Source organism: Porphyrobacter sp. YT40, assembly GCF_006542605.1.
Classification (GTDB): domain Bacteria; phylum Pseudomonadota; class Alphaproteobacteria; order Sphingomonadales; family Sphingomonadaceae; genus Erythrobacter.
Window position 1 is genome coordinate 94,572 of the sequence record NZ_CP041223.1, and the last position, 13,208, is coordinate 107,779.

At 60.0% G+C, this 13,208-nt stretch carries 11 protein-coding genes and 4 pseudogenes; 8 read left to right on the forward strand and 7 right to left on the reverse strand.

The window, feature by feature from the left end:
• Positions 1 to 36: 36 nt before the first annotated feature.
• From E2E27_RS18160 to E2E27_RS18170, 3 genes and pseudogenes are all read left to right on the forward strand, one after another.
• Positions 37 to 968 (forward strand): annotated as a pseudogene (locus E2E27_RS18160) (IS3 family transposase); the annotation flags it as partial.
• A 59-nt stretch (positions 969 to 1,027) separates the two neighbouring features.
• Positions 1,028 to 2,199 (forward strand): IS3 family transposase gene (locus E2E27_RS18165; RefSeq protein ID WP_502705548.1). Its coding sequence is split into 2 segments (ribosomal slippage): positions 1,028 to 1,280 and positions 1,280 to 2,199, totalling 1,173 coding nucleotides; the frame shifts between segments, so codons are not numbered across the junction.
• Positions 2,200 to 2,224: 25 nt separating this feature from the next.
• A pseudogene (locus tag E2E27_RS18170) lies at positions 2,225 to 2,923 on the forward strand (aldehyde dehydrogenase family protein); the annotation flags it as partial.
• A 214-nt stretch (positions 2,924 to 3,137) separates the two neighbouring features.
• On the opposite strand, the pseudogene E2E27_RS19295 reads toward E2E27_RS18170, so the two are convergent.
• The 5 genes and pseudogenes from E2E27_RS19295 to E2E27_RS18195 all read right to left on the reverse strand — a co-directional run.
• Positions 3,138 to 3,278: pseudogene (locus tag E2E27_RS19295) on the reverse strand (transposase); the annotation flags it as partial.
• Positions 3,279 to 3,426: 148 nt separating this feature from the next.
• Positions 3,427 to 4,467, reverse strand: a complete 1,041-nt coding sequence (moaA, locus tag E2E27_RS18180; protein WP_051034329.1) for a GTP 3',8-cyclase MoaA — start codon at positions 4,465 to 4,467, stop codon at positions 3,427 to 3,429.
• 62 nt (positions 4,468 to 4,529) lie between these two features.
• On the reverse strand, positions 4,530 to 5,012 hold the full coding sequence (locus E2E27_RS18185; RefSeq protein ID WP_017184796.1) for a MarR family winged helix-turn-helix transcriptional regulator: 483 nt from the start codon (positions 5,010 to 5,012) through the stop codon (positions 4,530 to 4,532).
• A gap of 175 nt (positions 5,013 to 5,187) precedes the next feature.
• A complete protein-coding gene (locus tag E2E27_RS18190) occupies positions 5,188 to 6,180 on the reverse strand; it encodes a PhnD/SsuA/transferrin family substrate-binding protein (protein WP_017184795.1) in 993 nt (330 codons plus the stop codon).
• A gap of 2 nt (positions 6,181 to 6,182) precedes the next feature.
• The gene (locus E2E27_RS18195; protein WP_141462141.1) at positions 6,183 to 7,370 is read right to left on the reverse strand and encodes a Gfo/Idh/MocA family protein; all 1,188 of its coding nucleotides are present in this window, start codon (positions 7,368 to 7,370) and stop codon (positions 6,183 to 6,185) included.
• A 132-nt stretch (positions 7,371 to 7,502) separates the two neighbouring features.
• On the opposite strand from E2E27_RS18195, the gene E2E27_RS18200 reads away from it, so the two are divergent.
• From E2E27_RS18200 to E2E27_RS18215, 4 genes and pseudogenes are all read left to right on the forward strand, one after another.
• A complete protein-coding gene (locus tag E2E27_RS18200) occupies positions 7,503 to 8,837 on the forward strand; it encodes a Rieske 2Fe-2S domain-containing protein (RefSeq protein ID WP_017184793.1) in 1,335 nt (444 codons plus the stop codon).
• Positions 8,837 to 9,700 (forward strand): carboxylating nicotinate-nucleotide diphosphorylase, encoded by an 864-nt coding sequence (nadC, locus tag E2E27_RS18205; protein ID WP_017184792.1) that lies wholly within the window; start codon positions 8,837 to 8,839, stop codon positions 9,698 to 9,700. The genes E2E27_RS18200 and nadC overlap by 1 nt, the downstream gene beginning before the upstream one ends.
• An 80-nt stretch (positions 9,701 to 9,780) precedes the next feature.
• On the forward strand, positions 9,781 to 10,095 hold the full coding sequence (locus E2E27_RS18210) for a 2Fe-2S iron-sulfur cluster-binding protein (RefSeq protein ID WP_037478039.1): 315 nt from the start codon (positions 9,781 to 9,783) through the stop codon (positions 10,093 to 10,095).
• 106 nt (positions 10,096 to 10,201) lie between these two features.
• A pseudogene (locus E2E27_RS18215) lies at positions 10,202 to 10,354 on the forward strand (FAD-dependent oxidoreductase); the annotation flags it as partial.
• 56 nt (positions 10,355 to 10,410) lie between these two features.
• Here E2E27_RS18215 and E2E27_RS18220 read toward each other — a convergent pair.
• Positions 10,411 to 11,175 carry an IS6-like element IS6100 family transposase gene (locus E2E27_RS18220; protein WP_001389365.1) on the reverse strand — a complete coding sequence of 255 codons (765 nt, stop codon included), beginning with the start codon at positions 11,173 to 11,175 and terminating at the stop codon, positions 10,411 to 10,413.
• A 39-nt stretch (positions 11,176 to 11,214) separates the two neighbouring features.
• Positions 11,215 to 11,730 (reverse strand): hypothetical protein, encoded by a 516-nt coding sequence (locus E2E27_RS18880; RefSeq protein ID WP_181443677.1) that lies wholly within the window; start codon positions 11,728 to 11,730, stop codon positions 11,215 to 11,217.
• Between the two features lie 155 nt (positions 11,731 to 11,885).
• On the opposite strand from E2E27_RS18880, the gene E2E27_RS18230 reads away from it, so the two are divergent.
• On the forward strand, positions 11,886 to 13,130 hold the full coding sequence (locus E2E27_RS18230) for a tyrosine-type recombinase/integrase (RefSeq protein ID WP_141462143.1): 1,245 nt from the start codon (positions 11,886 to 11,888) through the stop codon (positions 13,128 to 13,130).
• The last annotated feature ends 78 nt before the right edge of the window (positions 13,131 to 13,208 follow it).

Below are 13,208 nucleotides of genomic sequence, written 5' to 3' on the forward strand. Positions count from 1 at the left end.
TTTTGGTAGAGTCCGACGCAAAGGAGTCGGACGACAATGAAACGAAGCAGGTTCAGCGAAGAGCAGATCATCGCGGTTTTGAAGGAACAGGAGGCTGGCATGGCGACGGCGGAGGTGTGCCGGCGTCACGGGATCAGCTCCGCCACGTTCTACAAATGGAAGTCGAAGTTCGGCGGGCTGGAGGTATCCGATGCTCGGCGGCTGCGCACGCTCGAGCAGGAGAACAGTCGGCTCAAGAAGCTGCTGGCCGAGGCGATGCTCGACAATGTTGTGCTGAAGGATCTGGCATCAAAAAAATGGTAACGCCCGGCGCGAAGCGGGAAGCCGTCGCCCATGCCCGTGAACAGCACGGGCTGAGCGAGCGTCGGGCGTGTAGTCTGGTTGGAGTGAGCCGCAGGGTGATCCGTTACGAGCCGACGAGGCCGGATGACGGGGCACTGCGGCAACGGTTGCGCGAGCTGGCGGCGGAGCGTCGCCGGTTCGGCTATCGCCGCCTGGGCTACCTGCTGGCGCGGGAAGGCATGCGACCGAACCACAAGAAGCTGCTGCGCATCTATCGTGAGGAAGGCCTCCGGGTCCGTCGTCGTGGCGGTCGCAAACGGGCACTGGGCACGCGCAGACCAATGGTGCTGCCGGATGGGCCGAACCAGCGGTGGTCGCTCGACTTCGTCTCCGACAGCCTGATCTGCGGTCGGCGCTTCCGTATCCTGTGCGTGGTTGATGACTTCTCGCGGGAATGCCTGGCGCTGGTGGCCGATACGTCACTGTCAGGCGCACGGGTGGCTCGTGAACTGACCAGCCTGATCGGGATGCGCGGCAGGCCGCACACGGTTGTCAGCGACAATGGCACCGAACTGACCTCGTCAGCCATCCTGCGCTGGTCGCAGGAACGACGGGTCGAGTGGCACTACATCGCGCCGGGCAAGCCGATGCAGAACGGCTTCGTGGAGAGCTTTAATGGTGGTCTGAGCCCCTAGATTTCCTCCAGTGATAAGTAGAGTCCGGCCCTGACAAGGAGACGGACGAGATGAAGGGGAGCAGGTTCAGCGAGGAGCAGATCATCGCTGTTTTGAAGGAGCAGGAAGCGGGGATGCCGACGGTGGACGTGTGCCGCCGTCACGGGATCAGCTCGGCGACGTTCTACAAGTGGAAGTCGAGGTATGGCGGGCTTGAGGTGTCCGATGCCCGACGTTTGCGCCAGCTGGAGCAGGAGAACGAACGGCTGAAGAAGCTGCTGGCGGATTCGATGCTCGACAACGCCATGCTCAAGGAGATCAGCGCAAAAAAATTCTAGCGCCCGGTGCCAGGCGGCAGGCGGTGGCTCATCTCCAGGAGGTCTTCGAGGTGAGCCAACGCCGGGCCTGCGCGGTGCTGGGCGCTGACCGGACCATGGTGCGCTACATCAGTCGGCGGCCTGACGATGCCACGGCGCGCGAGCGTATTCGCGAGCTGGCCAGCCAGCGACGCCGGTTCGGCTATCGGCGACTGCACTGGCTGCTGTGCCGGGAAGGATGGACCATGAACCACAAGAAGTTCCGGCGGCTGTATCGAGATGAACGGCTGCAGGTGCGCCGTCGTGGTGGTCGCAAGCGGGCCTTGGGCACACGGGCGCCGATGACGATCCCTCAGGGAGTGAACCAGCGCTGGAGCCTCGACTTCGTGTCCGATGCCTTCGCCTGCGGGCGCAGGTTCCGGATCTTCGCTGTGGTCGATGACTACAGCCGCGAGTGCGTGCGTCTGATCGCCGATACGTCGATCTCCGGCGCGCGGGTCGGGCGTGAGCTCGATGCAGCCGTGTTCGAGCGCATGGCAAGGCCCCATACGATCGTCAGCGACAACGGGACCGAACTGACCAGCATGGCGATCCTGCGCTGGTCGAAGGAGCGCAATGTCGAGTGGCACTACATCGCGCCGGGCAAGCCTTATCAGAACGGGTTCATCGAGAGCTTCAATGCCCGGCTCAGGGACGAGTTCTTGAACGAGACGATCTTCACCAGCCTTGCTCATGCCCGCCAGGAGCTGGAGGCCTGGCGGCACGACTACAACCACTTCCGGCCGCACTCGAGCCTCGGGAACCGAACCCCGGCCGAGATGGCGACGGGATCAATCGGCAAACCGTATTGGGGGCATGCCCCCAATACGGTTGTTGCCATCACGCCCAGCGACGGGCATCAAAAAGGCCCAAGGCTCTACTCGTAGATGGTAGAAACTTCGGGCTCAGACCATTTCCCTCGAATTGGGTGGAAACGCGCCGTTCATTGTCTTTGATGATGCGAAACTCGACGATGCGGTTGAAGGCGCAATAGCATCAAAGTTCCGGAATTCAGGTCAGACCTGCGTCTGCACAAATCGCATTCTGGTCCAATCCGGCGTTTATGAAGCCTTTTCCCGGCAGCTGGCGGCACGTGTTCGCGCGCTTGCCGTCGGGCCGGGTCTTTCGACCGGCGCGGATCAGGGGCCATTGATCGATGAACGTGCCGTTGCAAAGGTCGAAAGCCATATCGAAGACGGCGTCAAACATGGTGCCAGGATATTGACCGGAGGGCGACGAGTGCCCGGGGCAGGCCATTTCTTCGAGCCGACCGTTCTCGTAGATGTTTCGCCGGATGCTCTCCTATGTCGGGAGGAAACCTTTGGCCCCCTTGCCGGCCTCGTCCGTTTCCAGACAGAGGATGAGGCGATCAATTTGGCGAATGCCACGGACAGCGGCTTGGCGGCTTATGTATACACGCAATCCCTTGAGCGCAGTTGGAAGGTGAGTGAGGCTCTTGAATATGGGATGGTTGGGCTCAACACCGGCCTGATTTCGACGGAGGTCGCGCCTTTCGGTGGGGTGAAGGAATCCGGTCTCGGGCGGGAAGGATCACGATATGGGATCGATGAGTATCTCAATTTGAAATTCGTCTGTCATCAGATCGGTTAGGACGCATCCGATTCCAAGCGTTTCTTTAGAACTGGATTGTCAAAGAGAAACGGCAAAAAACGAACGCGCTGGCTGTTGATGACAGGCCGTTACTACGGTAGCTGAATCGACCGCGCGATTAAGCTCGTGCGACAGTCGAACAACGTAGTGCGTACGAGCTTATCATGGCGAAGAAGACCGACATTATCAACGAATATGAAGCAGCGGCTGTCGCCTTACGCCACCTATATAGCGTCTGTTCGGCAATCCCGATCTGACGACAGGCCTCGTCGGTGGTCCCGCCTCGCCCGACAATCACATCAACCTCACGCAGCTTCGCGATGATCTGTTCCGGCGTAAATCGCTGACGTCCCATATATTTCTCCATTCCTTTCGCCCGCTCGGGCTCTCTTCAGAAATGGACCAATTTTCTCAAGGCAGACCAATTTTATGAAAATCAATCGACCAGCCGCGCAAAAAGTAACGGCCATACTGCGTCGGCGAACAAAAGATCATGGAGGCGCTCAACCGCCAGTGACGTTCATATGGCGTTCGACAGCCGGCTGTGATCGCGCAATGTCGAACTCGTGGCGGAGTGGCTTGGCGGTCATTACGGCATCCAGCGCCGCGTCGATCGCATCCCGGCCACCAACACGCATCGCATCGCGCAGTTCGATGCGCTGGTCGCGGCCGAGACAACCAAAAATGGTGCCAGTAGCCGATATGCGGATGCGGTTGCAGCCGGCGCAGAAATTGTCGGTGAGGGGCGTAATGAAGCCTATCCGCCGACTGGTTTCGGCAACGTCATAATAGCGCGCCGGTCCGCCGGTTCGGTGGAGCGACGGAATCAGGACATATTCGCGCGCCAGCCGACGTTTCACGAGGTCGAGGGGCAGATAATGATTGGTCCGGTCTTCTTCCACCGCACCCAACGGCATCGTCTCGATCAGCGAGAGATCGAATCCCCGTTCGCCGCACCAGCCAACCATTGTTCCGATTTCATCTTCGTTGAGCGCCTTGAGCGCAACCATGTTGATCTTCACGGCGAGGCCCGCGTCTTGCGCGGCGGCGATCCCGGCCAACACCTGGTCCAGGTCGCCGCGCCGGGTGATCGCCCGGAAGCGCTCGTGGTCGAGGCTGTCGAGGCTGATGTTGAGTCTGCGAATGCCATATCGATGGAGGTCGCGCGCGACTGTGGCGAGCTGGGTAGCGTTGGTTGTCATCGTCAGCTCATCAAGGCCGTTGCCGATGTGTTGGCCGATCGCCTCCACCAACCCGACGATGCCGCGACGGACCAGAGGCTCGCCACCGGTCAGGCGGATGCGTCGCACACCTCGCGCGATCAGGGCATCGGCCAGTTCCGCCAGTTCCTCCAGGGTGAGGAGGTCCTGGCGCGGCAGGAACTCCATGCGCTCGGCCATGCAATAACGGCAGCGCAGGTCGCACCGATCGGTGACGGACAGGCGGACATAAGTGATCGTTCGGCCGAAACGGTCGGTCAGGCTGCGCCAAGGCTTCCCTCTATCGGGAGTTGGAGTGGCCGTGAGGCCTTCCCGTTCAGCCATGGCGCACACGTCCCTCCCTGTTCATGGCCTGTTGCCCCTGATCCAGGGATGATGTGGAGGAGTCATCCTTCGTCAGCAGGCTTCGCAGGCAGCCTATCAAATTCGGCAGCGAGATTGGCTGATATGCGCTCGAGGACCGATCGACAGATTTCAACTTCGCGCGGCTCGATGCCAGCAACAGCGACCTTGTTGATGTCGATCGCGTATTGCATCAGCTCCTTTTCGAGCGCACGGCCATGATCTGTAAGAGTAATCCGCAATTTTCGACGATCATCCTTGTCCTTGGCGCGTTGCACCAGCCCTTGCCGAAGCATGGCGTTTATCATGGCGACCGTCGTATTTTCGGTGACGTTAGTCATGTCGCTCAGATATTTTTGGGTCACCCCGTCCCTGAGCCATAGGACACGAAGATAGTACCAGAAACCGGTTTTGAGTTCGTGCTTGGCCAAATAGGCACTCAAGAGCCGATCGAACCGTCGGTGGCAGCGCCGAACCTGATAGCCCAAACTCAGTTCCGGATCGAGTTTGGGGGCGTGCTTCGACATCTGTTCACTCCTGACGGGTTCAACCGATCCTCCACTCGCACAGACGCCGCACGAACGCATCGCAAAACCGTACCCGGCACCCGAAACCCATATTCCTATGATGGTCCTCGGGATATTAAACGTGTCCCGAGGACCATCATGTGAGCAGTAGACTGGCCTCGTGCAGGATGGTTTCTTAGATGCGGAACTCGGCGAAAGTCTCGGGCGCGAACATCTCTTCTATGGTGAGCTGGCGGGGCGACAGGCCCTGCTCGTGATGGTAACGCGTGAATGTCTCGATGACGTGGCGGTTCTTTTCGATGCCATAGGGCCACCATTCCCTGCCCATCGTAGCAATAGTGTCCTCCACTGCGGCGATCTGCCATGGCAACATCGTTTTCAGCGATGCCGACACCAACAATTGTTCATAGCTCAACCGCTGGGCTTCTACGAATGCCTTGTAAAGCGCCTGAGCAATCCATCGATTCTTCTCATACACGTCTCGCCGGATGGCCACGACATGCATGATCGGGAAGATTCCTGTCTTCGCGAAATAGGCTTTTTCAACGTCCACAAAATTGGGGAAGAGGCGCCGAACCTTGCCCGGCTCCGAATAGAAGGTCGACGGCGCCCGCGCAGTATGCAGCGCATCGATCTCTCCATCCGCCAGCATGCGCTTCAAGGTCTGGGTGGGTCCGATCGGCTCGACCTTGAACTTGTCGGGTAGATTGAGCTTCAGCTTCTCCTCGCGCCCCGGCTCCTCTTCACCACCCGTGACGTAGGTGACCGACGCAGGATCAATGCCATACTCGTCCTGCAGGATGCCGCGGATCCAGACCGGAGCCGTCATCTGATATTCAGGCACGCCGATCCGCTTGCCGACGAGATCCTCGGGCTTTTCGATGCCGCTTTTGGCGGAGACGAAAATGCAGGAGTGGCGGAAGAAGCGCGAAGGAAAGACGGGAATGGCGATGAAGCCAGGATTCTCGCGGCCCAGGGTCACGCAATAGGACGACATCGACAGTTCAGCGACATCGAATTCTCGATTGCGCAGCATGCGGAAGAAGGTTTCCTCGACATCCAGAACCTGAAAGTTGAGGTCGATGCCGTCGGGCCGGACCGCGCCCGTCTGGAGGGCTTCGGTGCGGTCATAGCCCCAACAGGCGAGGGAAAGGCTCAGTCTGGTCATTGTCACGGTTTCTCCGATAGAGTGTCGAGAAGTTGGTTGGGCGCTACGTCCGTATTGCGTCGGCTCGATTCGAGGAGCGCGACGCAACAGGCCATGGTATCAAGTCCCCAGCGCCCGTCATGGATCGGGCGGCGAATGCCTAGGCAACCGCCGACAAACTCGTCGATGACTTCCTTGCGCGGCAGGGCAGGGGGCTCGATCGGCTGGAAATCGCGTTCGGTGTCCCCATAAATTGAGAGCCCCTTGGGCGACAGTTTCAGGTCCGCGCGGTCGCAGCTGACGATGATGAAACCGAAATGCTCATGATGCGGCGCTGGCGTGTCGGCAGCGACAGCCGGGACGCCGTATGTGCGCTTCAGTTTGGCTTCGATTTCATCCTGCGATGATAGCGTCGCAAGCCTCTTACGCGCCTCGCCGTAGCGATCCGGGTCCTTGTCATAGCCAAGCTCCGCTATCCACCCCACCAGTTCGTCGCTGTCATAATGCGCATATCCGCTATAGGTCAGCGACGCTGCAGCACCGGCTTCAAATGTCACCAGCGCCGTATAGGCGCCTTCGCTCGGGCGGCTGCTATCCCAGTTGGCGGCGACGGCGCGAACAGATGAAACGGGCTGCCCGACAAGGCGGCGCACGACATCGATCTGGTGCGCCGCTTGGCTGTAGACGACGCCGCCGCCACGGGCGCTATCCAGTTCTTCCGGACGCCTGGGCCGGAACATGAAATCGGTGAAGTTGAGCGCCGTGACCATCCGCACGGCACCGAACCTGCCTGAGGCAACCAATTGCGCGGCAGCCTGTACGGGTGCATCGAAGCCGTGGCTGGGTCCGACCACGAGCACCTTGCCGGCATCGGCGGCGGCGCGCTCTATACGCGCGCAATCTGCAAGCGTTGTCGCCATCGGCTTTTCGACCAGCACATGCTTTCCAGCCCGCAGAGCGGCGATGGTCTGCTCGGCATGCAACTCATGCGGGGTGGCTATATAAACCGCATCGATAACCGGCGAATACAAGAGCGCGTCGAGCGTATCGAACGCCGGCGCGCCGAATTCGTCCGCGAAGCGTTCCCGAGCTTCGCGGCGCAGGTCGAAAGCCCCGGCAAGCGCTACGCGAGAATCGGCCTTCAGCGCGGGCAGAGTGAGCATGAAACCCCGGCCGAGCCCAATGATTCCTAGTCGCAACGCATTTGCCATTCTTTGCCTGCCGCTCCCTTCAACCCGAAAATCAGGCTTGAAAAAGCCATTACTACGATATAGAAGTAATTTCAAGGGCGCATCCTGAGGGTGATTCGTCTTCGTGCCAAGCCAAAATGAGGAGGGTAGCTAATGACTCCGGAACAAAATGATCTGCTTTGCCGTGTGGAGGGCGAGGCCCCAATGGGGAAGCTGATGCGGCAGCACTGGTTGCCCGCCTGCATGATCGAGGACGTCGCCGAGCCAGACGGCACGCCGTTGCGTGTTCGCTTGCTGGGTGAGAACATGGTCGTGTTCCGCAATACGGAGGGGCGCATCGGTGCGCTCGACGAGCTGTGCCCGCACCGGCGCGCTTCCCTTGCCTTCGGTCGCAACGAGGAATGCGGCCTGCGTTGCCTTTATCATGGCTGGAAATTCGATGTGGACGGCAATGCCGTCGACATGTCTTCCGAGCCGGTCGATGCAAAGCTACGCGGCACGATGAAGACCAAGGCATATCCGGTGGTAGAATCTGCTGGTTTCGTCTGGGTGTGGATGGGTGACCCGGAAAATGTCATCCCTTTCAGCCCGCCGAACTGGTCGGCCGCGCCGGCTGAGAAGATCAGCATCGTGAAAATGCATGGCGGCTGCAACTGGGCGCAGGTTCTCGAAGGGTCGATCGATTCGGCGCACAGTTCGAGCCTGCATTCATCGAACATGCCGACGGCCACCGAAGTAAGCGGCTCGACGGCTACGGACACCGCGTGGCTTCGCCCGTCGGCCGACAAGGCGCCCAAGATTGAAGTGCAGAAAACGCCGTTCGGCTTTCGTTATGCTGCTATCCGCAAGCCGATCATCGATGCGGACAAGCAGGACTATGTACGCATGACTCTGTTCCAGGCTCCGTTCACGGTGCACATCCCGTCCAACGACCAATATCATCTGTCACAGATGCTGGTTCCGATCGACGATGTGAACACCATGTTCTATTGGATCGCCTGGCATCCGACGAAGGGCATCAGTCAGGATGCCTGGCGCAAGTTCTGCGGGGCGGAGATTGGCAAGGACGTCGAGCCCGTTACCTTCAAAAAGCGGCGCAACGCCGAAAACAACTATCTGCAGGACCGGGCCCTGATGAAAGCCGGCGACTTTACCGGCATCTACGGCATTCCCTGTCAGGACATGGCGATGTGGGAATCGATGGGGCCGATCGCCGACCGCAGCGAGGATCTGCTCGGCTCGAGCGACAAGGCGATCTTCACCTTCCGCACCCAGATGTATCGCGCCGCCCAGGCTGTTCAGAAAGGCGAGCCGGCACTGGGTGCTGTAGAACCGCGCGTGCCACTGGCGAAGCTCATGTCGTTCGAGGGCATGGTCCCCAAGGGCGATGACTGGCGGCTGATCAACGTCTCCGAGGAGGAGAGGCGCTTGACCGGCGTCTTCGCCGACAAGGAAGAAGTTGAAGATCTGGCGGACGCGGTTTCCTGATGCGTGAGTCGGATTTGATCGCGGGCCTGGATCAGCAACAACTCGACAACTTCGTCGATTATGTTCTGAGTGAGGATCTGGGGAGCGGAGACGTCACGAGCCGTGTGTCAGTCCCCGCCAGCGCGCGCTTTTCCGCCGTTCTGGCTGCCCGGCAACCGATAGTGGTTGCCGGGCTCCAGCTGGCAGCCGCGTTTTTCGGTAAGCTCGACCCCGAGGTCGCTATCGAATTCCTGGTGCAGGATGGGGACAATGTTGCCGCTGGGCAGCCCCTCATGCGAATTGCGGGAAGCGCGCAGCTCATGCTCGCGGCCGAGAGGTCCGCTCTCAATACGCTCCAGCACCTGACCGGCATCGCGACGGTGACGCGATCTTATGCCGAAGCGATCGCCGGTACGGATTGCGTCCTTCTCGATACGCGCAAGACAATTCCCGGTCTTCGGGCGATCGAGAAATATGCCGCCAAGGTGGGCGGGGCGCGGAATCATCGCATGCGTCTGGATGACGGTATCCTGATCAAGGACAACCACATCGCCGCCGCTGGCAGCATTGTCGAAGCGGTCAAGGCTGCGAAAGCCGCCAATACCGGGCTGGAAGTCCAGGTCGAGGTTGACGGGATCGAACAAATCGAGCCTGCGCTGATGGCGGGGGCGGATCGTCTGCTTTGCGACAACATGTCTCCTGCCAAGCTCAAAGAGGCCGTCGCCCTTGTCGGCGGCCGCGTCCCCATCGAAGCGTCAGGCGGCGTGCGGCTCGATACGATTAGGGAAATCGCGTCGACTGGCGTCGATTTTGTATCAGTCGGGCGCATCACCCAAAGTGCTCCCGCGGCCGATATCGGATTGGACTACGCGCTTTCCCCATGAGCCTTGCGCGCCAAGGCGGCGTGGAGGTTTTTCAGTCGATAGCAGACTGCCAAAAAGCATATTTGGAAATTAGAGGACTAATGGAGATTACCGTTACAACGCGCACTGGCGAGCGCGTGACCGTCACACCGAATGGCGCAACCACGTTACTGGAAGCGATCCGCGACGCAGGCATCGACGAGTTGCTTGCATTGTGCGGAGGGTGTTGCTCCTGCGCAACCTGCCATATCCAGGTCGATGAAGCGTTTCTCGATCGCTTGCCACCCATGAGTACGGATGAGGACGATCTTCTGGACTCGTCCGAGCACCGTTGCTCAAGATCTCGGTTATCCTGTCAGTTGACTATCTCTGATGCTCTGGACGGACTTTGCATCACGATTGCGCCGGAAGATTGAGGGCACTTGAGTTCGCAAAGAGAGCTCAATCAGGCTCTTGCCGTTAACCGACGGCGTGACAAGCAAAGCACGGCTTATGTAATCCTGTAAGGAAGCTATCTATCCCATGAGCGAGCGGTACGATGTTCTTATTGTTGGGGCCGGGCATGGGGGAGCTCAAGCCGCGCTCGCGCTGCGCCAGCATAAATATGCGGGAAGTGTGGCACTGCTGGGAGATGAGCCAGATCCGCCATATGAACGCCCGCCGCTCTCCAAGGAATAGGCTCTGTTGCAAAGATTGGCGGCAGTCAGAGGTAGGCTGTCGCTCTGCGCCGATCAGGCGGCTGCTGCGAAATGGTGGTTGAGCATGCCCATGGCCTCCGTCAGCGCCGAGGGCCCAATGCCAAAAGCTCTCTCCACAAGGCGCACCTCGCCCCTGATGCCGGGCTGCAGGCACCAGGGGCGAGCCTGTCCTTTGCGCAGGGCTCGCATGACTTCGAATCCCTTGATCGTGGCATAGGCCGTGGGGATCGATTTGAAACCGCGCACCGGCTTGATCAGTATCTTGAGCTTTCCGTGATCGGCCTCGATCACGTTATTGAGATACTTCACCTGCCGGTGGGCCGTCTCCCGGTCCAGCTTTCCTTCGCGCTTCAATTCGGTGATCGCTGCACCATAGCTCGGCGCTTTGTCGGTATTGAGCGTGGCAGGCTTTTCCCAGTGCTTCAGGCCTCGCAGGGCCTTGCCCAGGAACCGCTTCGCTGCCTTGGCGCTGCGGGTCGGCGACAGGTAGAAATCGATCGTGTCGCCCCGCTTGTCGACTGCCCGGTACAGGTAGGTCCACTTGCCCCGCACCTTGACGTAGGTTTCATCCAGGCGCCAGCTCGGATCAAAGCCACGCCGCCAGAACCAGCGCAGCCGCTTCTCCATCTCCGGGGCGTAGCACTGGACCCAGCGATAGATCGTCGTATGGTCGACCGAAATGCCGCGTTCCGCCAGCATTTCCTCAAGGTCGCGATAGCTGATCGGATAGCGACAATACCAGCGCACCGCCCACAGGATCACATCACCCTGGAAATGGCGCCACTTGAAATCCGTCATCGTTCCGTCCGTCCAATCTCCGCCAAGCATGCTCAAGCTTCACGATTTTTGCAACAGAGCCAGATTTATTGCCCATGTTCCGCCAACCACGCCCGATCGGCCCGGCGGACCAGAGGCGAAACGAGCATCCTCTTTTAGCGTGGCGATCACCTTGAAAAGATTGCCGACAGGCGGTGAGCCTGTGAGTTTTACCTTTGCCTCCCGCGAAGCCTGTATCGCATGGATCAACATATCCCTCTCATCGGCGCTGAAGCGCAAGCCGCCACCGCCACGGGCACGGTGGACGCGCCTCGCAGCGGCTCTAAGCGGACCATCCCGAGAGGAAAGCCATGTGAGAACCGCGCCTGCGCGCGGATCTTCGGTGAGAAGAACATGGTCCGCATTCTGCCAACCCGAGAACAGCTGACCAGTGTCTCCGGGCCCGGCATCGCGGTTGAACGCCTTCCATGCTATGTCGATCAGCGCAAGGTCGACGGCCTCGCGAACTAAGGGTGATAGCAAGGGCATTCGTCCATGTAGCAACCCAGCAATCCAGAAGAGATCGGTATCCTCCATCAGCACAATTTATGCCAGTAATTCGCAAATCACTAGCATTCTCTCCAACGCTTTTGCGCTCATTTGCTATAATTGCGGTTTATAGCAAGTACGGTCTTGCGGGGCGGGGCACGTTCTTGCGATAGCAGTCCGGCAATCACGAGAAACCCGCACCGATGCCCGAGCGCCCAACTTCCGAAATCATCGTTCACGACCAGTCGCGCAAGGTGCCGCAACCGCGCGGCAAGGACCAGAAGATCGACCGCGAGCTGCAGGCAGAGCTGCGGATCGCGCAGGCGCTGGCGGCCGGCGCCGACGGCACCCTCGAGAATATCAGCCAGGATCACTTCGAAGCCGAGTTCAAGGCGATGGCGCTAAATAGCAAGATCGCGGCCGCGGCCGACCTCGACTGCTATGTCGACTGGTGCCTCGCCGAACAACGCGCGGCGTTCCCTGCCGACCCGGTGACGCTGGTGCGCTACATCGAGGCGAAGGTGAAGGCCAAGGCGAAGCCCGCAACGATCGTGAGGCGGATATCCAGCATCGCCAAGGCGCATCATATGCTGGGGCTTGAGCCGGAGGGTCCGCGCAACCGCATGGTCCGGCAGACGCTAGTCGCGATCAACAAGAAGAAGAACCAGCGCCAGGCGACCGCGATCCGCGTCGGAGAAAACCGCACCGGCACCAGCTCGCCCATCACCATCCAAGCATTACTGGAGTGCTGCGACAGCACGCTTCGGGGCCTTCGCGATGCAGCCCTTCTCTCAGTCGGCTACTACGGCGGCCTGCGCGTGAGCGAGCTGACCGCGGCCACCGTCGAGGACCTTGAGGTAGACGTTGATGGCACAGGCACGCTGACCGTGCCCTTCTCCAAGACCGATCAGGAAGGGGAAGGTGCGGAAGTGTGGATGCCGGCCGATGCGGTCCGGCGTCTGCGGGCGTGGTTGGAGGCGGCAAAGATCGAGGAAGGGGTGATGTTCAGGCGAATCCATGTCACGCGGAAGAAGGCCAAGGACGCGATCGCCCCTCAGGCGTGGGACAGCATTCCTGGGCACACGCGGCACTATCAGGAACGGCTTGAAGGCCAGGCCGCGACGCAGGCGATCACCGTCTACACGGTCGGCCCCAATCCGCTGACGACGCAAGGGGTCAACGCAATCTACAAGCGCCTGGTTGAGCGCGCGTGGCTCGATGGGTTGATCGAGGTCGGAAAGGACAGCATCGACAAGACGCTGAAGGCAATATCCTCGCATTCGCTCAGGGTCGGCCTGACACACGATCTGATCGCTCTGGGCGCCGACGGGGTCGCGATCACGAATGCGATGCGCTGGACGTCCCCGGGAACCATTTTACGCTACGGAAAGAAGCTGCGCGCGAAATCGAGCGCGACGGCCCGCTTTCTCGGCGGCGAGACAGAATAGAACAGGGGTCTGAAATCGAACAAGAAGTCTCGACACTGACATCTTTTTAAGCAAGGTTCTTCGAGAGAAAGTTCCAAG